The following is a 20,760-nucleotide window of genomic DNA, read 5'->3' on the forward strand; positions in this document are numbered from 1 at the left end:
GGTACCAATTTTAGCGGTAAGCATGTTTGCGAATAATTAACAAACCAGTCCCGGTATTGTTGATTACCCCTGCTTGCCCAACAGCGCTATATAGAACCCGTCAAAGCCCGATTCGTGCGCTGATACGGGCAGTTCCTTTTCCAGGCCAAAGCCCTGGCCTGCTTCGGATTCGAGGAACCGGGCCACTTGTTGCTGGTTTTCCTGGGGCAGGATGGAACAGGTGGCATACACCAGTTTGCCACCGGGCTTCAGCAGCCTGCTGCAGTCCTGCAGGAGCTGCTGCTGGGTAGCCACTACCTCCGGGATGAATTCCGGGCGGAGTTTCCATTTGGCATCCGGGTTCCGCCGGAGTACGCCGAGGCCCGTGCACGGCGCGTCGATCAGTACGCGGTCGGCCGAGCCCGCAAGGCGTTTGAATGTCTTGGAAGATTCGATGGGCCGGGTTTCGATGTTGAAGGCACCCGCCCGCCGGGCGCGTTTTTTTAATTCCCTCAATTTATTGCTGTGGATATCCATGGCGAGGAGCTGCCCTTTGTTCTGCATCAGGGCGGCCAGGTGCAGGCTTTTACCGCCTGCGCCCGCACAGGCATCGATGACGCGCATGCCGGGTTCAGCCCCGAGGAGTGGGCCTACCAACTGGGAGGAGGCATCCTGGATTTCGAACCAGCCGGACTGGAACGCCTGGGAGCGGAATACATTGGCGCGTTCGCGCAATTTGAGGGCATCCGGATACCCGGGGACGGCATCGGTCTCAAACCCTTCGCCGGAAAGCGACTCCCTAACCTGCCCGGGGGTAGTTTTCAGCCGGTTGACGCGCAGCACCACTTCGGCCTGTTCGTTCAATGCCTTCAATTCGAGTTCCCATTTTTCGGAACCCAGGCTTTCCGATCCGAGGGTATCCAGCCAGTCGGGAACAGATTCCCGGATGGCACGGGTCCCCTGCAGCGCATCGAAGCGTCCCTTGATCCGACGCTCGGGGGTCTGGTTAAATTCCTTCCAGTCGGGCAGGGGATGTCCCCGAAGGACGGCCCAGACGGCAAACATCCGCTGCAGGTCCTGCCGCTTGAAGGGGGCGGCCACCTCTGCGATCTCCGCGTACAGCCTGCGGTAGCGAACCATTTCGTAAATCGTTTCTGCAATAAAACCCCGGTCCCGGCTCCCCCAGCGCTTGTCGCGGCGGAGCAGTTGCTCCACGGCCTTGTCGGCATAGGTGCCCTCGTTGAAGATCTGGTCCAGGCCGTCCCAGACGGCTATCACTAAATTCCGGTGCATTCGCATCATCCGGCAAAGGTATCGTTTTGGCCAGAATAAAGGTATCTTTAAGCAAAAACCCGGACGATGCGATTATTCTTTTCCGCCCTATTGAGCTTTTTGGCCCTGTCCTGTGCCCCTTCCCCCGGATCCCACGGCTACCGGCAGGTCACCGTATCGGTTATCTATGAGGATTCCGCTTCCTTCCGCGCCCTGGACGTGCTGCAGGGGAGTATCGGTTTTGCCGGCAGTGAAGGGGTATTTGGAAGTATTTCCACCGCGGATGGCACGGTTCGCGCCGGCCGCCTGGAGCATCAGGGAGCGCATCCCGAATTCCGTGCAGCGGCCCATACGGAGACGGATTTTTTCCTGTTGTCGGCCGGGGACCCGGCCCTGCTGTATAAGACCGGGGATGCCGGATCCATGGAGCTGGTCTATTCCGAGACCGGACCGGGTGTATTTTACGATGCCATGGCTTTCTGGGATAACTCGGACGGGCTGGCGGTCGGGGATTCCCGGGATGGCTGCCTGAGCATTTTGAGAACCCGGGACGGCGGTAACAGCTGGCAGAAGCTCGACTGCGGGGACCTGCCGCCTGCCCTGCCCGGCGAAGGCGCTTTTGCCGCCAGCAACACGAACATTGCCCTTTCGGGCGACCAGTGCTGGGTGGCGACCTCTGGGGGTCGGGTTTTCCATTCCCCGGACCGCGGCAAAAGCTGGGAAGTCTTTGAAACCCCTGCGGAAACCACCCGCGACAGCCAGGGGATTTTCAGTATCGCATTCCACAACGACCAGTTGGGTTTTGCCATTGGCGGGGACTACGCGGATCCGGATGTAACTACCGGAAACAAGATGGTTACCCGGGACGGTGGCAGGACCTGGTCACGGGTGGCGGAAGGGGCATTGCCGGGATACAAAAGTTGTGTACAGTTTGTGCCGGGGTCCGGGGGGGAGGACCTGGTGGCCGTCGGATATACAGGGATCGTATATTCCCAGGACCAGGGCAATAGCTGGCGGCAATTGTCGGAAGAGGGGTTCTATTCCCTGCGGTTTACCAATGATTCGGTGGCCTATGCCTCCGGCAGGGGCCGCATCGCCCGTCTTGTATTCTTAAAATAAGGGGACATCAGGGCTCGTTGCCACTGCGTTTGCGGAATTCGCTGAGCAGCCTTTTGCGGAACCTGTGCTCGGCCTGGAAAAGCAGCAGCGTGCGTGTGGCTGAGAATTTCTGAGCTAACTCCAGGTTGAACTTCTTGTCGAGTTCTTCCTCCAGTTCTTCCAGTTCGAGGTAGCGGTTGAGGATATTCCGGGCTTCCTGCTCGGAGTAGTTGCCTGCCTCGATCCTGCTGTAAACTTCCTTCCACTTGGCATCACGGAGCGCTTCCTTTTCCGCCTCGTAGGCGTTATACATAGGCCAGAAAACAGCGGCCTCATCGGAGCTCAGCCCGAGCCGTTCGGTAAAGAAGGCAATTTTCAGCGACTTGATTTTCTCCTTGTTTTCCCCTTGCTGCGAGTGGACCTGCAGCCCGAAGATAAGGGTCATTGCCAGCGCGATAAGTAGGGTAGGTTTCTTATTCATCGCCATTCCAATATAGTTCATCAACAGTTTCTGAATCCTGGTTCAGGTAATCGAGTATCTGGTCTTCTTCCGGCAGGGATTCCAGGACATCGCTCAAGGCGATTTCTTCCAGAGGCAGGGATTCTGCCAATTCATAGGCACCCATGTCGTCCCCGTCGTCTTCCAGGTAGCGCTGGATTTCAGTTTGGGCCAGGTCTTCAAATCCGAGGGCATCCGCCGTGGACGCTGGCCAAAAGGTGACCAGCAGGATGACGGCTGCTGCTGCGGCAGCTGTCCACCCCAGTCGGGCAGGCCAAAGGCGCCTTACCTTCCCCCGGGAATCCCCGGGTTGCTCCCCGGCCAGGCGTTGGGTTAAACGGTCCTGGAAGTTTTCGAAGTATCCCCCGGGCACACGGAATCCCGTCTCTTCAGGCAAACCGGCCCCGCCGGATGCCTGCAGACGGTCCTTAATCCGGTCCGCAAAACCCTCGAAGTAGTTTTCCGGAACTCGAAATCCCCCGTTGTGCTTATTTGACTTCATTACTATTTAGATTCCAATTACTTAAAAAGGTTTAATCCCATTATGCATTAATTTCCTTTAGGTAGCTTTCAATCTTTTTTACCGCCAGGTGATAGGAGGCCTTCAGGGCACCTACGGAGGTATCCAGCAACTCCGACATCTCCTCGTATTTCATCTCGTCAAAATACTTCAGGTTGAACACCTCACGCTGTTTATCCGGCAGCCGCGCCAGCGCCCGCTGGAGCTGAAGCTGGGCCTTGTCCCCGTCAAAATACGGGTCGGCCTCGAGGTTGGATACCAGGTATTCCTGCAGGCCCTCATCGGAAACCCCCAGGCGGCGCGACCGCTTCTTCATAAAACTGAGGGCCTCGTTGGCTGCAATCCGGTACATCCAGGAATGGAGCTTGCTTTCCCCTTTGAACGTGCCGATATGTTTGTAAATCTTGATAAACGTGTTCTGAAGCACATCGTCCGCGTCGTCATGGGAAATTACCATCCGCCGGATCTGCCAGTACAGCCGCTCCTGGTACTCGGCCAGCAGGGTCCTGAAGGCAGCTTCCTTGCGGGAAGGATCCTGCAGGCGGGCGATTAAATCGGCTTCGTTTGACATACGGTTGTTCGAAATTTAGATGCCAGCACCCGGAAAAGGTTTAAACCCTATCCCGGTGGATCAGGCCAGCTGCTGCATTTCCACCAGGCGCTGGTAGACCCCGCCCCGGTCCAGCAATTCCCGGTGAGTCCCCTGTTCAACGATTTGCCCCTGCTGCATCACCACGATCCGGTCTGCGCTCTGGATGGTACTGAGACGGTGGGCGATCACCAGGGAAGTCCTGCCCTTCATCATCTTTTCGAGGGCATCCTGCACCAACCGTTCACTTTCCGTATCCAGGGCGGAGGTGGCCTCATCCAGGATCATGATGGGCGGGTTCTTCAGGACGGCCCGGGCAATGGAAAGGCGCTGCTTCTGCCCGCCGCTGAGCTTGTTGCCCCCATCGCCGATATTGGTGTCATAGCCTCTGGGCAACTGCATGATGAACTCGTGGGCATTCGCGATGCGGGCAGCTTCCTCCACCTCCTCCGGGGAGGCGCCTTCCCGGCCCAGGAGGATATTGTTCATAACGCTGTCGTTGAACAGGATGGAGTCCTGGGTGACCAGACCCATCAGGTGCCTCAGGGAGGCCTTGGTCACCTGGCGGATATCTGTGCCATCCACGGTAATCCGACCCTCATTGACATCGTAGAACCGGGTAACCAGGTTGGCGATGGTGCTCTTGCCGCTCCCGGACTGGCCCACCAGAGCAATGGTCTGCCCCTTGGGCAGCTCCAGGCTGAAATCTTTCAACACGGGTTCATCCTCATAGCGGAAGGACACATTTTCCAGCCTGAGGGAAGACTGGAAACCGCTGAGTTCCTTCCCGTCCGAAGGGTCGGGGAGGGTGGATTCGGTTTCCAGTACCTCCAGCACCCGTTCGGCTGCGGCATTCCCCTTTTTCACCCCGTAGGAAGCCTTGCTGATAGCTTTTGCCGGGGTCAGGATGTTATAGGACAGGCCCATGTACGCAATAAACGAGGCGGCGTTCAGGGATCCTTCCACCAGGACCATTTTCCCCCCGAACCAAAGGAGGATGCCGATTACGAGAATCCCGAGGAATTCCCCGACGGGGGAGGCGAGGTTCTGCCGGTTGAGCAGGCTGTTCGAAAACCGGAAAAACCGGCCGGTGGAATCCGAGAAGGACCTGGAAAACCGCTTTTCGGCATTGAACGCCTTGATGACGCGCAGCCCCCCAAGGGTCTCCTCGACGATCGACAGGAAGGCGCCCTGTTCCCGCTGGACGCGGTCCGAATGCCGTTTGAGCGACTTGCCGATGCGGGAGATGATGATCCCGGCCAGGGGGATGAAGATAAATACAAAGAGGGTAAGCTTTACGCTGATAAAGAACATCGCCAGGATGGTGAACAGGATGGTCAGGGGCTCCCGGACGATCAGTTCAAGGATGGAGAGGAAGGAGTGCTGGATCTCCAGTACATCCGAGGTGATTCGGGCAATCACGTCCCCTTTCCGTTTCTCGGAATAAAAGGAAACGGGCAGGCCGACGATTTTGTCGTAGATGGCATTTCGCAGGTCCTTCAGCACCCCGTTCCGCAAAAAGGTGATGTAGTACATGGCGAGGTAGTTGAAGAAATTCTTCAGGAGGAACAACACCAGCACCAGACTGATCACCCAGACGAGCGCCTGCATTTTGTCTTCCCCGGCCACGGCACCCAACTCGTAATAAAGCGATTCCTTCACATAGGATTCCAGCTGGCCAATCCCTGTGTAAACCGGCTTTTGGGCAATGGGCTCCGTTTGCTGGAAGAGGACTTCCAGCATGGGGATCAATGCCACGAATGACAGGGCGCTGAATAGCGCATAGAGGATATTGAAGAAAATGTTCAGGATCCCGTAGCGCCTGTATGGGGCGGCAAAACGGAGGATTTTCCGGAAATACTTCATCCTTCCAGGTTCAGTTCGGCGAGGATGCGGTCGATCTTTGCCTCCAGTTCCCGGTGCACTTCAGGATAGTCGGCCACCTGCTCCATGGGGGCATTGACGCTGACATAGAATTTGATCTTGGGCTCCGTACCGCTCGGGCGCGCTGCCACCCGCGTGCCGTCTGCGGTGTTGTAGATCAGCACGTTGGAGCTTGGCAGGTCGATCGGGCTGCGCTTCCCGCTGGCGACCTCTAGGGACGTGAGGTCGTTGTAGTCATCGATTTGCACCACCCGGGAGCCGTCGAGCTCCTTCAGGGGATTTTCTTTGAAATCCTTCATCATCTGCCGGATTTCCCGGGCCCCGTCCATTCCCTTTTTGACCAGGGATACCAGGCGTTCCCGGTAGCAGCCAAAATCGGCATAGCACTTCAGCAGTTCCCGGTAAAAGCTGCTGCCGTCCGCCTTGGCCTGGGCTGCGATCTCGCAGGCGAGCAGGGTGGAGGTGACCGCGTCCTTGTCGCGCACAAAGTCCCCTACCATATAACCGTAACTCTCCTCGCCGCCACCCAGGAATTCCTGATCGGGGTAATCCTCGATCATTTTGGCGATCCATTTGAAGCCGGTCAGGGAGGTCTTGCATTCCACGCCATAGGCAGCGGCCATGGCCGGCATCATGGGGGTGGAAACGATGGTGGTTGCCACAAATTCATTACCTGCAAACCCCTTTTTCTTGCGGGCATCCAGCAGGAAGCGCGTCATCAGCACCATGGTCTGGTTCCCGTTGAGCAGTTCCAGACGGCCCTCGTTGTTGCGGACGGCAATACCCAGGCGGTCGCTATCCGGGTCGGTACCCACCACCATATCGGCGCCGATGGCTTCCCCTTTTTTCAGGGCCAGTTCCAGGGCGGCCGGTTCTTCCGGGTTGGGGGAGGCAACCGTCGGGAAGTTCCCGTCGGGTTCGGCCTGTTCCTCGATAATCGTCACCTTCCGGTAGCCGGCCTGTTCCAGTACCTGCGGGATGGCGGTAATGGAGGTGCCGTGGAGGGAGGTAAACACGATTGAAAAGTCATCCTTACCGGAGGCTCCGATACTTCCATTGGAAACGGAAGCTGCGAAAAAGGCCTCGTCCACCTCCGCATCGATGGTCTGGATCAATTCTTCGTTCGGGCTGAAACGGATATCCTCGTACCCCAGGCGGTTGATCGCCCCTATGATCTCCCCGTCCTGGGGTGGGACAATCTGCCCGCCGTCGGTCCAGTACACCTTGTAACCGTTGTATTCCGGGGGGTTGTGGGAAGCCGTAAGCACCACCCCTGCATGGCAGTTGAGCCTGCGGACGGCAAAGGAGAGTTCCGGGGTGGTCCGGAGTTCCGAAAACAGGAAAACCTGGATGCCGTTGGCGGAGAATACCTCGGCCACCAGCCGCGCCAGGGACTTGCTGTTGTTGCGGCAATCGTAGGCAATAACCACCTGGATCTTCTCGCCTTCATAGATGCTTTTCAGGTAGTTACTCAGCCCCTGGGTGCTTTTGCCCAGGGTGTATTTGTTGATGCGGTTCGTGCCGGTGCCCATGATCCCGCGCATCCCGCCGGTGCCGAATTCCAGGTTTTTGTAAAACCGGTCTTTCAGCTCCTCGGGATCGTTTTCAATAAGGTCCTGAATTTCCTTTTTAACGGCCGGGTCAAAGAAGTCGGTCAGCCAGCTTTTCGCGGTTTCCAGGATGGTTTCCGAATCCATATTCTCAATTTTAAACAAAGGTACATTAGAATTACAAAACAGGGGGAACCGGCTGGCAAAAGCCGTGGCTGTACAGGCAACTGATCCGGCGCCGGCCAGGGTGCCGGTCAGGGGTTTGCCCGGGGGGCCGGAACCTGCTGAGCGGTTTCACCCAGGTTGACCGTTTCATAGATGGAATAGCGCTCCCCCCCGCGTTTGGTCCTCAGGATCATCTCGCCCACAAAGCCGGAGAGGAAAAACTGCGTCCCCATAATCATGGCAGCCAGGGCCAGGAAGAATTGCGGCCTGTCGGTAAGCAGGCGGCCCGCCGGGTTCAGGAACAGCTTATCGATACCCAGGTAGAGCGCAAAGCCAAAACCAATCAGGAACATGAGTACCCCCAGTGCCCCGAAAAGGTGCATGGGCCGTTTGCCGAACTTGGAAACGAACCAGATGGTGATCAGGTCCAGGAAGCCGTTGATAAATCGTTCGGCCCCGAATTTGGTCTTCCCGAATTTCCGCGCCTGGTGTTGCACGACCTGTTCCCCGATCCGGGTAAAACCAGCATTCTTGGCGAGCACTGGGATATACCGGTGCATTTCCCCCGAAACCTCAATTTCCTTGATCACCTCGCTGCGAAAGGCCTTGAGCCCGCAGTTGAAATCGTGCAGCCGCACCCCGGAAGTCTTCCGCGCCGCCCAGTTGAACAGTTTGGACGGCAGGTTTTTCATCAGCAGGGAATCGTACCGCTTTTTTTTCCAGCCCGAGACCAGGTGATAGCCCTCTTCCCGGATCTGACGGACCATCGCGGGGATCTCCTCCGGGTTGTCCTGCAGGTCAGCGTCCATGGTGATGACGATGTCCCCCTGTGCCTGGCGGAACCCGGCATGGAGCGCCTGTGATTTTCCGTAATTCTTCAGGAAGCGGATGCCCCGCACGTTGGGGTTGGCTGCCGCCAGCCCTTCGATGACCTCCCAGCTGCCGTCCGTGCTCCCGTCGTCTATGAAGAGGATATCGTACAAAAAACGATTGGACTGCATCACAGATACAATCCAATCGTGGAGTTCGCTTAGCGATTCCGCCTCGTTCAGCAAGGGGATGACAATGGACAGGTGCATGGTTGGAATTCCGGTTCTGCCCAAATGTACAATTTTAGGCCTAAATCAGGCTTCTTCCGATTTTTTGAAGATGAGTCCGCCTACCAGGCCGATAATCAGTCCGAAAACCACGGAGACGATCAGCATGACCGGGTAGCCGAACCAGAAGAATTTCTTGCCCATCTCAATACTCTGCTCGATTTGCTCCGGCGTCATGTTCTGGGTGGAGCTGGCATCCGCCATCCGCGCCTCCATGATCTTGGTGGCAAAATCCGGATCCAGGACGTTGGCCATCAGGATGGTATATAGTACCTGGATCAGGGCGGCAATAACGGCAATCCCGGCGCCCAGCTTCAGGGCCTCGCCGATACTCAGCAGCCCCCCGTTGGCCTTTTTGAAACTGAGGATGCCCCAGAATATGACCGCGACGGAAATCACGATATTGACGACCTGAATCACGGGGCTTTGGGTGGTGTGGGCATCCACCAGGAAGAGCATCAGGGCAAATGCCACTCCGATCACGCCCAGTATGAGTCCGTAATTCAGGGAATATTTGCCGGTTTTTGGTTGGTTCTGTTCCATTTGTCGAATTTTAGTTTTTTGTTGGTTGTTAGTTGCGTTTGCGGCTCAAATGTTACAGGAAAGATAGTGATTCTCTGGAGAAAAATCTTTGCGACACTTGGAGGTTTATCATTAAATTTGTTTACATTTGCAGCCTGAAAAATTGAGGATTCAAAACAAGCGTACGATGAGAAAAGATATTCATCCTGACAATTACCGGTTGGTGGCATTCAAAGATATGTCGAATGATGACGTATTCATCACCAAATCTACCGCGGAAACCCGGGAAACCCTCGAGGTTGATGGGGTGGAGTACCCGCTGGTCAAGCTGGAGATCTCCCGTACGTCCCACCCATTCTACACGGGCAAATCCAAACTGATCGATACCGCCGGCCGGATCGACAAGTTCAAGAACAAATACAAGAAGTTCGACAAGAAGGAAGAGCAGAAGGAAGAAAAATAACCCGGTACTTTTCTGTCAACATATTAACGGCCCTTCAAGGGGCCGTTTTTTTATGCCCTTTTCGATCATCCGCCAACAATCGGGGTCCAACCGGAATTTGTCCGTGAACCGCTTTTTGTAGCTTTGCGGTAAAACGGCTCCATGCAGTACATCCTTTTTGACGGGGACCGCAGGACGGCCCTCCTGCCTTTCACCTATACCCGCCCGGTGGGCGACATCCGGATAGGGATCCTGACCCTGCGCGAAAAATGGGAAAAGCACCTGGACGCCCCGGTAAGTTTCAGGACGGAGGAATACCTTTCCGGTAAGTTCCCCATGGAAGCAGGGGGCGACAACCTGCTGATCCACGCTTCTGTTTTCCCCGAGGCCCCGCTGGTGGCTGCCCTGAAACAACTCAAATCCGGTGAAGCCCTCTGGAAGGGGGACCTGATCCTGGGCTTCCGCAGTGCGGATCCGGATGTGGAGGCCGACCGGTCCGGGTTCCGGAACCACGAATACCCGGGCGAGGTCTGGCAGCTGCGCAATACCTGGGATATCTTTTCCATGAACGGCCGCGCCCTGGAGGCCGATTTCGAGCTGGTGACCCGGGGGCGGACCTCTGCCCCCATATCGGAGACCAACCGGCTGGTAAACCCCGGGCGGATTTTCCTGGAAGCCGGGGCAGAGGTGGAGCACAGCATCCTCAATGCAAGCGAGGGACCGATCTACGTAGGGCGGAATGCGCTGATCATGGAGGGCAACCTGGTCAGGGGAGGTCTGGCCCTTTGTGAGCACGCGGTGGTCAAAATGGGGGCCAAGATTTATGGACCCACAACGGTGGGGCCGTATGGGAAGGTCTGCGGGGAAATCAACAATTCCGTGATTTTCGGCTATTCCAGCAAGGGACACGACGGATACCTCGGGAATTCCGTCCTTGGGGAGTGGTGCAACATCGGGGCGGATTCCAACAATTCCAACCTGAAGAACAACTACGCCAAAGTGCGGCTCTGGAACTACGAGTCCGAGCGTTTCGACCCTACCGGCCTCCAATTCTGCGGCCTGATGATGGGTGATCACAGCAAAACGGCCATCAATACCATGTTCAATACGGGGACGGTCATCGGGGTCAACTGCAATATCTACGTGCCCGGTTTCCCGAGGAATTTTGTCCCGAGCTTCAGCTGGGGGGGTGCTTCCGGATTTTCCACCTACCAGCCGGGAAAGGCCTTTGAGGCTGCACAGGTCATGATGGCCAGGCGGGGAGTTGACTTCACGGAGGAGGATGCACGCATCCTGCAACACGTCTTTGAGGAAAGCGCCAGATGGCGAAAACAGTAAGCCGGCCTGCTGCCCGCTTGCCCAAAGGGCGCAAATCCGTATCTTTGCCCACCTGAATCCGGAAGCCCGACTATGGATCGTACCGTTGCCTATTACACCCTGGGATGCAAGTTGAATTTTGCCGAGACCTCGACGATCGCCCGCGACCTGTCACGGCAGGGGTTCGTCAAGACAGCCTTTGAGGAGCCCGCGGACCTGTACGTGATCAACACCTGTTCGGTCACCGACAATGCGGATAAACGCTGTCGGGGGATCGTTCGGCAGGCCCTGAGGACCAACCCGGAGGCATTTATCGCGGTGGTGGGGTGCTACGCCCAGCTCAAGCCGGAAGAAATCGCTTCCATCCCCGGAGTTGACCTGGTCCTGGGGGCTTCCGAGAAATTTGAGCTTTCCCGTTACCTGGACGACCTCTCCAAGAACGATATGGGGGAGGTGCATTCCTGCGAAATCGGGGAGGCCGATTTCTATGTGGGCAGCTATGCAATCGGCGACCGGACCCGGGCATTTTTGAAGGTTCAGGACGGTTGCGACTACAAATGTACCTATTGCACCATCCCGCTGGCCCGCGGCATCTCCCGCAGCGATACCCTGGAGAACGTACTGGCGAACGCCAGGGAAATTTCGGAAAAGGGGATTCGGGAAATCGTACTGACTGGTGTAAACATCGGCGATTACGGCAAAGGAGAATTCGGGGACAAGCGACACAAGCACACTTTCCTCGACCTGGTCCGGGCCCTGGATGAGGTCCCCGGTATTGAGCGGGTTCGGATCTCATCGATCGAGCCAAACCTGTTGCGGAACGAGACCATTGACTTTGTCTCAGGGAGCCGGCATTTTGTACCCCATTTCCATATCCCGCTGCAGAGTGGCAGCAATGACATCCTCAAGCAGATGCGCCGCCGCTACCTCCGTGAACTGTACGCGGACCGGGTCGGGCGGATCCGGGAGGTAATGCCCCACGCCTGTATCGGGGCGGACGTAATCGTTGGCTTTCCCGGGGAAACCGAAGCCCACTTTATGGAGACCTACCGGTTCCTCCATGAACTGGATATCTCCTACCTGCATGTGTTTACCTATTCCGAGCGGGACGATACCGCGGCCGCGGCCATGGAGGGTGCAGTTCCCGTTGCCGAGCGCCGCAGGCGCAGCAAGATGCTCCGGAGCCTTTCTGCCAAGAAGCGGCGGGCCTTTTACAGGGGGCAGTTGGGTACGGTGCGGACAGTTTTGTTCGAAAGTGAGAACAAACGGGGCTACATCCACGGCTTTACCGAAAACTACGTGAAAGTGAAGGCCCCCTGGGATCCATCCCTGGCGGGTACCCTGCAACGCATCCGCCTGACGGCGATTGACCCGGATGGCCTGGTGCGGATCGAACCTGTTTCCGAAGAAATACAGGCATAAAAAATCCCGGGTGTGACCGGGATCATATCGAGGGGCACGGCAAACAGGGATGTTTGCCAGGCCGGAAACTGTCAGATACGGATGCCAACGGGCAGCATCTCCTTATATTGCCTGTTCTTCCTGAGAAAGCCTGCTATCTGGGGACTGGTTGGGACTACCCTGAGATTCTGATCCTGGATGTGGTTCAATACCGCCTTGATGAAATCCTCCTTGAAACCCTCCCGGGTAATATCTTCCGGAATCACCAGTTTGGTCAGGAACACCTTGCGTTCCTGAGAAGAGTACTCAATCTTGGCCAGATGCCCGTTTTCCCGCGTTTCAAATTGACGCAGAAAGCTATTGTCCTTAATCGCCAGCTCGCTCATATGTTGTGATTTATTTTGGTTTCAGATAAAAAAATTACGAACTATGGAAAGTCGTAATTTGGCTTTGAAGGGGCCTGGTTTTTCGATTATGCAAAAATTAACCCCGATAGCGATCAAATTTAGGCAAAATTATGCTAAAAACCTAAGAATAAACCGGTTTTGACCAAAGCTCAGAATTCCCCGATCCCCGTATACCTGATGCCTGGTCTGGCCGCCAGCCCCGATATCTTTGAGCATATCAGCCTGTCGGAGGCTCGATTCAGGATTCACTATCTGGAATGGTTCCTCCCCGAAGCCGGGATGAGCCTCTTGGACTATGCCCGGAAAATGAGCGAACAGGTGGGAGAGGCGAACCCGGTGCTGATCGGGGTTTCATTCGGCGGGATGCTCGTCCAGGAGATGACCCGATTCCTTTCCGTCCGGAAAGTGATCATTATCTCCAGCATCAAAAGCAGGAATGAGATGCCACGCCGGCTGCTGGTAGCCCGGTACACCAAACTGCACAAGCTCCTGCCCACCTCGCTCGTAAACAATGTGGAGGTGCTGTCCCGGGTTGCCTTCGGGGAGGCCATCGGGAAACGGCTGAAACTCTATGAGCGCTACCTGGGCATCCGGGACGCCGGTTACCTCGACTGGTCCATTGACAAGATCGTAAACTGGGACCGCGAAGAGCCAGTTCCGGGCCTGGTGCATATCCACGGGGAGAAGGACGCCGTATTCCCATTCAGCTACATAGGGGATTGCATTGCCATACCGGAGGGTACCCATACGATGATCCTGCACCGGCATCGCTGGTTTAATGAGCACTTGCCTGCAATTATTTTGCAGGATGGGAGTTCTATTTAATACCTTTGGGCAACAAACCTTAATCTTTTTCCTATGCGACTTCTGAAAAACGGCCTGATGCTGATCGGTTTGCTGAGTGTTCTCAGCACCCTGGTTTTTGCGGTACAGCAAACAATGGAACCGGAGGAACAGCCCCTTGCGGAGACCCCAATTCAGGACCCGGAGAAGAATGTTTCCCCGGCCTACCGGATATCTGCCATCGATATCCCGGAAGACCTCAACTTTTCCGGTGAGCCCGTACCCCAGGAAGACCCGGAAATCATGGAACGCGTAGACCGGGAATTTCTGGTCAACACCTACTGGCAATCCAATGCCCTGCTGCTGATGAAACGGGCGCATAAATACTTCCCCGTGATCGAGCCCATCCTCGCTAAAAACGGCGTCCCGGACGATTTCAAATACCTGGCCGTTGCGGAAAGCGGGCTGGAGAATGTGGTTTCCCCGGCAGGCGCAACCGGTTTCTGGCAGATCATGAAGGCGACCGGACGGGAGTACGGCCTGGAAATCAACGACAACGTGGACGAACGGTACCATCTGGAAAAGGCGACTGAAGTAGCCTGCCGCTACCTCAAGCGCTACAAGGAAAAATACGGCAGCTGGACCATGGCCGCAGCCGTCTACAATACGGGGACAGGTTCCATCGACAGGTACATGGGCATCCAGAAGGTGGAAAACTATTACGACCTGCTCCTCGGTGCCGAAACGGGCCGCTACGTGTTCCGGATCCTGGCCATCAAGGAAATCCTTTCCCACCCGGATAAGTACGGGTTTATCATCGAGAAAGGGGACCTCTACAGCGACGTGCCCACCTTCTCCGTGGAAGTGGATACGCCTGTTGCAGACTTCGCGGATTTTGCGCGCCAGTACGAGATCAACTATAAAATCCTCAAACGCCACAACCCGTGGCTGCGCGAGCCGCACCTGAACAATGCCTCCGGCAAGATGTACCAGATCGCCATCCCGCATAAAGGATACTACAAGACGGGTCCCTGATGTCTCAGTACCTGCAGGACAATCTCTGGACATTCCTCCTGCTGGTCAATTACCTGCTGGCCATTGTCATTGCGTTCATCATATTGCTGAAGAACGACAATCCGGTAAAGACGCTAACCTATATTTTTGCACTGGCTACCCTGCCCTTTGTGGGCCTGCTGGTGTATTACTTCTTTGGCATTGATCACCGCAAGAACAAGATCTTCCAGAAACGCTACCTCACCGACAATACCAAGTTGCAGAAATGGCGCAGCCGGTTCGGCCTCACCGAAGCCCAGGGGGAGGACCTGGAAAAGCGCTTCGGGCCGGGCATTTTCCGCGTCTACCAGTTGCTGCAGTACAACCAGCGTTCCGTTCTCACCTTTGAGAACAACGTGGAAATCCTGATCAACGGGGAGGCCAAGTTCCCGCGGCTGCTTGCGGACCTCGAAAAGGCCACCCACCATATCCATCTGGAATACTTTGTGCTTTACGACGACGCGGCCGGCCTTCCGGTCATCGATGTGCTTTGCCGCAAGGCACGGGAAGGGGTCATCGTCCGGGTCATCTACGACGATGTGGGCAGCAAGCTGTCGGCGAGCACCAAGAAGCGGATGAGCGAAAGCGGGGTGCGGCATTTTCCGTTCATGCCGGTGCTGTTTACGCGTTTCAGCGGGAAATTCAATTACAGGGACCACCGGAAAATCATTGTCATCGACGGGCATACCGGGTATGTGGGCGGTATCAACATCCGCCGGAAGTACGACAATTCCCTGTCAAATGACCGGTACTGGAGGGATACCCACCTGCGGATCGAAGGCCCGGCCACAGGCTCTTTGCAGGCGAGTTTCCTGCTCTCCTGGGATTTTGTATCCGAGGATATTACCTCCATTGACCTCGACCTCTTTCCGGAAGCCAAACCCGAGACCCAGGAACCGGTGGCCGTGCAGATTGCAGCCAGCGGGCCGGATTCGGACTATGCGAACATCATGGAGGCCCTCTTTACCGCCATCAACAACGCCATGGACTACGTGTATATCACCACACCCTACATGATACCTAACGGGTCCATCCTGACCGCACTTACCACAGCTGCACGCTCCGGGGTGGACGTGCGGGTCATTATCCCTTACCAGTCGGATTCCTGGGCGGCCCAGTATGCCACGGATTCTTATATCGAGACCATGTTGCGTTCCGGCGTGCGCATCTTTCGGTACCGGAAGGGCTTTGTTCACGCCAAGACCCTGGTGCTGGACGACCTTTTCTCCAGTATCGGGACAGCCAACCTGGACTACCGCAGCTTCTCCATCAATTTTGAAGTCAATGCGCTGCTGTACAGCCCCGCCAAGGCCACCGAGATGAAAGCGGTTTTTATGGAAGATTTAAAGGAAACGGAAGAGGTGGAGCTGGAGCGCTGGGAAGAGCGCGGTTTTTCCCGCAAGTTCCAGGAATCCCTAAACAGGCTCTGGGCTCCCTTGCTCTAGGGGATCAGATCTTTTTAAGCTGCTGTTGCATCATCCGGATCTGGTCCGTGAGCATGTTGTTCTTGTCGAGTTTTTTGGCTTCACCGAGCAGCGTGGTGGCCTCCCGCTTCCGCCTTTTCTGCATGGCAATCCCCGCCAGGCTCAGTTTGGCCATCGCCACGTCATAATCCATGTTAAGCCCAAGCTTCAGAGCTTTCCGGAAATGCTTCTCGGCCTGGGTCAGGTTTTTCTGGGAATAGATAATGCCGTGGAGGTATTCGTAGTACCCCTGTTGTTTGGTGGTGAGGGCGGCCTTGGGGTTGCGTATTTTCCCCAGCCATTTCTCCGTCCCTTCCAGGTCCTGCTTGCGCATGCGCAGGAAGGCTAGTAGGATGAGTTCGTTCCTGAAGTACAGGAATACGAAGATCAGGGAAAGAAGGATCAGGGCGATCCCGTTGCCAATCTCTCCTTCTACAAACTGGTAGCCCGCAAAGCCGATGATCAGTACGGCCAGGACGAGCTTGATGTTTTTATTGAACATGTTTATGGTCTATTAGTGTATAGCTGCTTTTTGTCCGGATCCGGGTCGGGACGGGGTCACCCCCGGCAACGGCCGCCGGCCCGTTTCCAGAGGCCTCGCCTGAGACCACCATTTTTCGGATGAACCCGCTGCCAGCCTCGGTCTGTACCTGAATGGTCTGCCTGCCGGAAAGGCCTGCCCCGTCAAAGCGGCCGCCGTCCCGCATGCGGATGTCCGCCTCCCCGCTGATTCCTGCGCTGCCGTCACTGTAGGTGTCCAGGGTCCAGGTATTCAGGGCCTCAACGCCACCGTCCAGACGGTTTTGCCAATGGTCCCCGGTGCGCACCCTGCGGGCCGGATAAAAGAAGGTCATCTGTTCAAAACTGGCGGCCAGGGCCTTGGAGCTGTATTCTGCATCCAGGGTATGCTGCATGGCGGAACGCTGCGTTCCGGGCGCCAGGTGCGTACTGGCCATCATCCGGCTCACAAGGCTGTCGCCTCCCACGACCCGGAGGATTTCTCCCCGCCTGGAGATCTCCATGGAAACCGGGACATCAATCAGGCTGTTGAATACACGGGACTGCAGGTCGGAGGTGTCGAGTTCCCTAGCCCGGATATTCAGCAGGACCCCCTGCATGTCGCTCTCAATTTTGAAGAACAGGTCCCGGAACCGGAATTCGAGCAGGTAAGAGGTATCCCGGGATTCCCGGACCCGGAATTCCAGCACGGCCGCTATTCGGTTGGTCAACTGATGGAACCCTTCCCCGAGCTGCTGGGAAACGATTTGTTCGCCCCGTTGTTCCACCGTAAAGACATCCCCTTCCCGAAGCGTATAGCCCAGGGACTGCTGGGCCTGGATGCCGCCGCAAAAGAGCATGGCCGAAAGCGTGAAAACAAGGGGTTTGAGCATGTCTGTCAGGTACTGGAAAATCTGCTGCAAAAGTAGTAAAAACAATTCGAAAAAAAATTTATTTGCATTTGGGATTGCCAAAACTCTTCGTATATTTGCGCCCAGATTTTCAAGAGGCTCCGGGCCCATATCCACAAGCGGAAAAAAATTCAAAATGAAAAGAACATTTCAGCCTTCTAAGCGCAAAAGAAGAAACAAACACGGCTTTCGCGAGCGAATGGCATCTGCCAACGGTCGCAAGGTGCTGGCCCGCAGAAGATCCAAAGGACGTAAGAAACTGAGCGTATCCTCTGAGCCACGGCACAAAAAATAATGGTTTATCCAATCATAAAATCTGAAGGTGTTACTTTTGAAAGTAACACCTTTTTTTTATCCTTTAACTGCTAAACAAAGAATGACCCCATGCCGAAAAGAAAAGACCTGAAATCCATCCTGATCATTGGTTCCGGCCCTATTATTATCGGACAGGCCTGTGAGTTTGACTATTCCGGTTCCCAGGCGCTCAGGTCGCTGCGTGAGGATGGCATCGAGACCGTCCTGATCAACAGCAACCCCGCCACGATTATGACGGACCCCTCCATGGCCGACCACGTTTACCTGTTGCCGCTGACCACCAAATCCATCCTGGAGGTACTGCGCAAACACCCGGAAATCGACGCTGTATTGCCCACCATGGGAGGGCAGACGGCCCTGAACCTTTGTATCGAAGCCGGGGACAAGGGGATATGGGAGGATTTCGGGATCAAGATCATCGGGGTGGATATCGATGCGATCAACATCACCGAGGACCGGGAAAAGTTCCGCGACCTGATGTCCCGGATCGGTATCCCGATGGCACCCCAGGCCACCGCGACCTCCTTCCTGCAGGGAAAGGAAATTGCACAGAAATTCGGATTTCCCCTGGTTATCCGGGCCAGCTACACGCTGGGGGGTGCCGGGGCGTCCATCGTATACAAACCGGAGGATTTTGACGAAATGCTGAGCCGTGGCCTGGAGATTTCCCCTATCCACGAGGTGATGATCGACAAGGCGATGATGGGGTGGAAGGAATACGAGCTGGAGTTGCTCCGGGACAAGAACGACAACGTGGTGATCATCTGTACGATCGAAAACATGGACCCCATGGGGATCCATACGGGGGATTCCATCACCGTGGCCCCGGCCATGACCCTTTCGGACCGGACCTTCCAGCGGATGCGGGACATGGCGATCCACATGATGCGGAGCATCGGTGATTTCGCCGGTGGGTGCAACGTGCAGTTTGCGGTGAGCCCGGACGAGAAGGAGGATATCATCGCGATTGAAATCAACCCCCGGGTGTCCCGTTCCTCGGCCCTGGCTTCCAAGGCCACCGGGTATCCGATTGCCAAAGTGGCGGCCAAACTCGCGATCGGTTACCACCTGGACGAGCTCGAAAACCAGATCACCAAATCTACCTCGGCCCTGTTCGAGCCTACCCTGGACTACGTGATTGTAAAGATCCCGCGCTGGAATTTCGATAAATTCGAAGGGGCCGACCGCACCCTGGGACTGCAGATGAAGGCCGTGGGCGAGGTGATGGGGATTGGCCGCTCCTTCCAGGAGGCCCTCCACAAGGCCACCCAGTCCCTTGAAATCAAACGCAACGGCCTGGGTGCCGACGGCAAGGGGTATACGGACTACGACAAGATCATCGACAAGCTCACCCACGCGAGCTGGGACCGGGTCTTTGTCATCTACGATGCGATCCAGCTGGGGATCCCGCTGAGCCGCATCCACGAGATTACCAAGATCGACATGTGGTACCTCAAGCAATATGAGGAGCTCTACCAACTGGAGAAGGAAATTAGCAAATACACCGTGGAGACCCTGCCCAAGGCGCTGCTACTCGAGGCCAAGCAAAAGGGCTTCGCGGACCGGCAGATCGCCCACATGCTCGAATGCTGGGAGAGCGAGGTGCATTCCAAGCGGATGGCACTCGGCATTAAACGGGTCTATAAGCTGGTGGATACCTGCGCAGCCGAATTCAAGGCAGTAACCCCGTACTATTACTCCACCTTCGAGGAGGAGATTCAAACCCCGGACGGCGACCGGTACGTGGCCAATGACAGCCAGGTGACCGACCGCAGGAAAATCGTGGTGCTCGGTTCCGGGCCCAACCGGATCGGGCAGGGGATCGAATTCGACTACTGCTGTGTGCACGGAGTCCTGGCTGCGGCCGAATGCGATTACGAAACCATCATGATCAACTGCAACCCGGAAACCGTTTCCACCGATTTTGACACGGCGGATAAACTGTATTTCGAACCCGTGTTCTGGGAGCACATCTACGATATCATCCTGCACGAAAAACCGGAAGGGGTCATCGTGCAGCTCGGTGGGCAAACGGCCCTGAAGCTTGCGGAAAAGCTGGACAAATACGGCATCCGCATCATGGGGACGAGCTTTTCCTCCCTGGACCTGGCGGAGGACCGCGGCAGTTTCTCGCGGTTGCTGCAGGAAAATGATATCCCCTATCCGCAATTCGGGGTGGCCGAGAGCGCCGACGAGGCACTGGCCCTTGCCGATGAGCTGAACTTTCCCCTACTGGTACGCCCTTCGTACGTGCTGGGGGGGCAGGGGATGAAGATCGTCATCAATAAGGAGGAGCTGGAATCCCACGTGGTGGACCTGCTCCGGAAAATCCCCAACAACAAGCTCCTGCTGGACCACTACCTGGACGGGGCCATCGAGGCAGAGGCAGACGCCATTTGCGACGGGGAGGACGTGTACATCATCGGCATCATGGAGCATATTGAACCCTGCGGCATCCACTCGGGGGATTCCAACGCCACCCTGCCGCCTTTCAACCTGGGCGAATTCGTCCTGCAGCAGATCAAGGACCATACCCGGAAGATCGCCCTGGCGCTCAACACGGTGGGTCTGATCAACATCCAGTTTGCCATCAAGGACGACAAGGTGTACATCATTGAAGCAAACCCACGGGCTTCCCGTACGGTGCCCTTTATCGCGAAAGCCTATGGGGAACCCTACGTGAATTACGCCACCAAGGTGATGCTGGGGCACAACAAGATCAAGGACTTTACCTTCAACCCGAAACTGGAAGGGTTTGCCATCAAGCAGCCCGTTTTCAGTTTCAACAAATTCCCGAACGTCAACAAAAACCTGGGGCCGGAGATGAAGAGCACAGGCGAGAGCATCCTCTTTATCGACAGCCTCAAGGACGATGAGTTCTACAACCTGTATTCCCGCCGGACCATGTACCTGAGCAAATAGGCGGCCGGCTTACGGAACATTGCGCCTAAGCGAGATCTGGCAATCAGCCGGGACTTGGATTTAGGGGCACCTG

General features: G+C 56.2%; 20 protein-coding genes. 9 read left to right on the forward strand and 11 right to left on the reverse strand.

All coding sequences use genetic code 11. The features are described from left to right. Positions 1-63: 63 nt before the first annotated feature. A complete protein-coding gene (locus H7F20_RS08780; RefSeq protein ID WP_185785875.1) occupies positions 64-1,278 on the reverse strand; it encodes an RsmB/NOP family class I SAM-dependent RNA methyltransferase in 1,215 nt (404 codons plus the stop codon). A 60-nt stretch (positions 1,279-1,338) separates the two neighbouring features. On the opposite strand from H7F20_RS08780, the gene H7F20_RS08785 reads away from it, so the two are divergent. Further along, on the forward strand, positions 1,339-2,370 hold the full coding sequence (locus H7F20_RS08785; protein ID WP_185785713.1) for a YCF48-related protein: 1,032 nt from the start codon (positions 1,339-1,341) through the stop codon (positions 2,368-2,370). Between the two features lie 7 nt (positions 2,371-2,377). On the opposite strand, the gene H7F20_RS08790 is transcribed toward H7F20_RS08785, so the two are convergent. From H7F20_RS08790 to H7F20_RS08820, 7 genes are all read right to left on the reverse strand, one after another. Beyond that, positions 2,378-2,830 carry a hypothetical protein gene (locus H7F20_RS08790; RefSeq protein WP_185785714.1) on the reverse strand — a complete coding sequence of 151 codons (453 nt, stop codon included), beginning with the start codon at positions 2,828-2,830 and terminating at the stop codon, positions 2,378-2,380. Then, positions 2,823-3,350 (reverse strand): hypothetical protein, encoded by a 528-nt coding sequence (locus tag H7F20_RS08795; RefSeq protein WP_185785715.1) that lies wholly within the window; start codon positions 3,348-3,350, stop codon positions 2,823-2,825. Before H7F20_RS08795 ends, H7F20_RS08790 begins: the two co-directional genes overlap by 8 nt. Before the next feature lie 40 nt (positions 3,351-3,390). After that, positions 3,391-3,939 carry an RNA polymerase sigma factor gene (locus H7F20_RS08800; RefSeq protein ID WP_185785716.1) on the reverse strand — a complete coding sequence of 183 codons (549 nt, stop codon included), beginning with the start codon at positions 3,937-3,939 and terminating at the stop codon, positions 3,391-3,393. A gap of 60 nt (positions 3,940-3,999) precedes the next feature. Next, complete coding sequence (locus H7F20_RS08805; protein WP_185785717.1) at positions 4,000-5,823, reverse strand: ABC transporter ATP-binding protein; 1,824 nt, start codon at positions 5,821-5,823, stop codon at positions 4,000-4,002. Next, entirely contained in the window at positions 5,820-7,538 is a 1,719-nt protein-coding gene (locus H7F20_RS08810; protein WP_185785718.1) for a phospho-sugar mutase, read from the reverse strand. Before H7F20_RS08810 ends, H7F20_RS08805 begins: the two co-directional genes overlap by 4 nt. A gap of 107 nt (positions 7,539-7,645) precedes the next feature. After that, entirely contained in the window at positions 7,646-8,635 is a 990-nt protein-coding gene (locus H7F20_RS08815; RefSeq protein WP_185785876.1) for a glycosyltransferase family 2 protein, read from the reverse strand. A gap of 45 nt (positions 8,636-8,680) precedes the next feature. After that, positions 8,681-9,196 (reverse strand): DUF4199 domain-containing protein, encoded by a 516-nt coding sequence (locus H7F20_RS08820; protein ID WP_185785719.1) that lies wholly within the window; start codon positions 9,194-9,196, stop codon positions 8,681-8,683. A gap of 166 nt (positions 9,197-9,362) precedes the next feature. Here H7F20_RS08820 and H7F20_RS08825 point away from each other — a divergent pair, with 166 nt between their 5' ends. From H7F20_RS08825 to mtaB, 3 genes are all read left to right on the forward strand, one after another. After that, entirely contained in the window at positions 9,363-9,638 is a 276-nt protein-coding gene (locus tag H7F20_RS08825; protein ID WP_185785720.1) for a type B 50S ribosomal protein L31, read from the forward strand. Positions 9,639-9,779: 141 nt separating this feature from the next. Continuing rightward, positions 9,780-10,955, forward strand: a complete 1,176-nt coding sequence (locus tag H7F20_RS08830; protein WP_185785721.1) for a GlmU family protein — start codon at positions 9,780-9,782, stop codon at positions 10,953-10,955. Between the two features lie 72 nt (positions 10,956-11,027). Next, a complete protein-coding gene (mtaB, locus tag H7F20_RS08835; protein WP_185785722.1) occupies positions 11,028-12,356 on the forward strand; it encodes a tRNA (N(6)-L-threonylcarbamoyladenosine(37)-C(2))-methylthiotransferase MtaB in 1,329 nt (442 codons plus the stop codon). 71 nt (positions 12,357-12,427) lie between these two features. Here mtaB and H7F20_RS08840 read toward each other — a convergent pair whose 3' ends face one another. After that, positions 12,428-12,721 (reverse strand): GNAT family N-acetyltransferase, encoded by a 294-nt coding sequence (locus H7F20_RS08840; protein WP_185785723.1) that lies wholly within the window; start codon positions 12,719-12,721, stop codon positions 12,428-12,430. A 198-nt stretch (positions 12,722-12,919) separates the two neighbouring features. Here H7F20_RS08840 and H7F20_RS08845 point away from each other — a divergent pair, with 198 nt between their 5' ends. From H7F20_RS08845 to cls, 3 genes are read left to right on the forward strand one after another with little or no spacing between them, the layout of a single operon-like run. Then, positions 12,920-13,567: an alpha/beta fold hydrolase gene (locus H7F20_RS08845; RefSeq protein WP_185785877.1), complete on the forward strand. Its 648-nt coding sequence runs from the start codon at positions 12,920-12,922 to the stop codon at positions 13,565-13,567. 33 nt (positions 13,568-13,600) lie between these two features. After that, on the forward strand, positions 13,601-14,560 hold the full coding sequence (locus tag H7F20_RS08850; protein ID WP_185785724.1) for a lytic transglycosylase domain-containing protein: 960 nt from the start codon (positions 13,601-13,603) through the stop codon (positions 14,558-14,560). After that, entirely contained in the window at positions 14,560-16,023 is a 1,464-nt protein-coding gene (gene cls, locus H7F20_RS08855; RefSeq protein ID WP_185785725.1) for a cardiolipin synthase, read from the forward strand. Before H7F20_RS08850 ends, cls begins: the two co-directional genes overlap by 1 nt. A 4-nt stretch (positions 16,024-16,027) precedes the next feature. Here the strand turns inward: cls and H7F20_RS08860 are convergent, their stop codons facing one another. Next, positions 16,028-16,543, reverse strand: a complete 516-nt coding sequence (locus H7F20_RS08860; protein ID WP_185785726.1) for a DUF2892 domain-containing protein — start codon at positions 16,541-16,543, stop codon at positions 16,028-16,030. Then, a complete protein-coding gene (locus H7F20_RS08865; RefSeq protein ID WP_185785727.1) occupies positions 16,533-17,477 on the reverse strand; it encodes a DUF6263 family protein in 945 nt (314 codons plus the stop codon). Before H7F20_RS08865 ends, H7F20_RS08860 begins: the two co-directional genes overlap by 11 nt. Before the next feature lie 109 nt (positions 17,478-17,586). Here H7F20_RS08865 and rpmH point away from each other — a divergent pair, with 109 nt between their 5' ends. Continuing rightward, the gene (gene rpmH / locus H7F20_RS08870; protein ID WP_185785728.1) at positions 17,587-17,745 is read left to right on the forward strand and encodes a 50S ribosomal protein L34; all 159 of its coding nucleotides are present in this window, start codon (positions 17,587-17,589) and stop codon (positions 17,743-17,745) included. 89 nt (positions 17,746-17,834) lie between these two features. Then, a complete protein-coding gene (gene carB / locus H7F20_RS08875; protein WP_185785729.1) occupies positions 17,835-20,687 on the forward strand; it encodes a carbamoyl-phosphate synthase large subunit in 2,853 nt (950 codons plus the stop codon). Positions 20,688-20,760 lie beyond the last annotated feature (73 nt).

It is taken from the genome of Robiginitalea sp. SC105 (assembly GCF_014243345.1).
GTDB lineage: Bacteria > Bacteroidota > Bacteroidia > Flavobacteriales > Flavobacteriaceae > Robiginitalea.

Coding starts and splice junctions, on each gene's coding strand:
- H7F20_RS08780 (WP_185785875.1), bottom strand. CDS start 1,278: ATGCGAATGCACCGGAATTTAGTGATAGCCGTCTGGGACGGCCTGGAC.
- H7F20_RS08785 (WP_185785713.1), top strand. CDS start 1,339: ATGCGATTATTCTTTTCCGCCCTATTGAGCTTTTTGGCCCTGTCCTGT.
- H7F20_RS08790 (WP_185785714.1), bottom strand. CDS start 2,830: ATGAATAAGAAACCTACCCTACTTATCGCGCTGGCAATGACCCTTATC.
- H7F20_RS08795 (WP_185785715.1), bottom strand. CDS start 3,350: ATGAAGTCAAATAAGCACAACGGGGGATTTCGAGTTCCGGAAAACTAC.
- H7F20_RS08800 (WP_185785716.1), bottom strand. CDS start 3,939: ATGTCAAACGAAGCCGATTTAATCGCCCGCCTGCAGGATCCTTCCCGC.
- H7F20_RS08805 (WP_185785717.1), bottom strand. CDS start 5,823: ATGAAGTATTTCCGGAAAATCCTCCGTTTTGCCGCCCCATACAGGCGC.
- H7F20_RS08810 (WP_185785718.1), bottom strand. CDS start 7,538: ATGGATTCGGAAACCATCCTGGAAACCGCGAAAAGCTGGCTGACCGAC.
- H7F20_RS08815 (WP_185785876.1), bottom strand. CDS start 8,635: ATGCACCTGTCCATTGTCATCCCCTTGCTGAACGAGGCGGAATCGCTA.
- H7F20_RS08820 (WP_185785719.1), bottom strand. CDS start 9,196: ATGGAACAGAACCAACCAAAAACCGGCAAATATTCCCTGAATTACGGA.
- H7F20_RS08825 (WP_185785720.1), top strand. CDS start 9,363: ATGAGAAAAGATATTCATCCTGACAATTACCGGTTGGTGGCATTCAAA.
- H7F20_RS08830 (WP_185785721.1), top strand. CDS start 9,780: ATGCAGTACATCCTTTTTGACGGGGACCGCAGGACGGCCCTCCTGCCT.
- mtaB (WP_185785722.1), top strand. CDS start 11,028: ATGGATCGTACCGTTGCCTATTACACCCTGGGATGCAAGTTGAATTTT.
- H7F20_RS08840 (WP_185785723.1), bottom strand. CDS start 12,721: ATGAGCGAGCTGGCGATTAAGGACAATAGCTTTCTGCGTCAATTTGAA.
- H7F20_RS08845 (WP_185785877.1), top strand. CDS start 12,920: ATGCCTGGTCTGGCCGCCAGCCCCGATATCTTTGAGCATATCAGCCTG.
- H7F20_RS08850 (WP_185785724.1), top strand. CDS start 13,601: ATGCGACTTCTGAAAAACGGCCTGATGCTGATCGGTTTGCTGAGTGTT.
- cls (WP_185785725.1), top strand. CDS start 14,560: ATGTCTCAGTACCTGCAGGACAATCTCTGGACATTCCTCCTGCTGGTC.
- H7F20_RS08860 (WP_185785726.1), bottom strand. CDS start 16,543: ATGTTCAATAAAAACATCAAGCTCGTCCTGGCCGTACTGATCATCGGC.
- rpmH (WP_185785728.1), top strand. CDS start 17,587: ATGAAAAGAACATTTCAGCCTTCTAAGCGCAAAAGAAGAAACAAACAC.
- carB (WP_185785729.1), top strand. CDS start 17,835: ATGCCGAAAAGAAAAGACCTGAAATCCATCCTGATCATTGGTTCCGGC.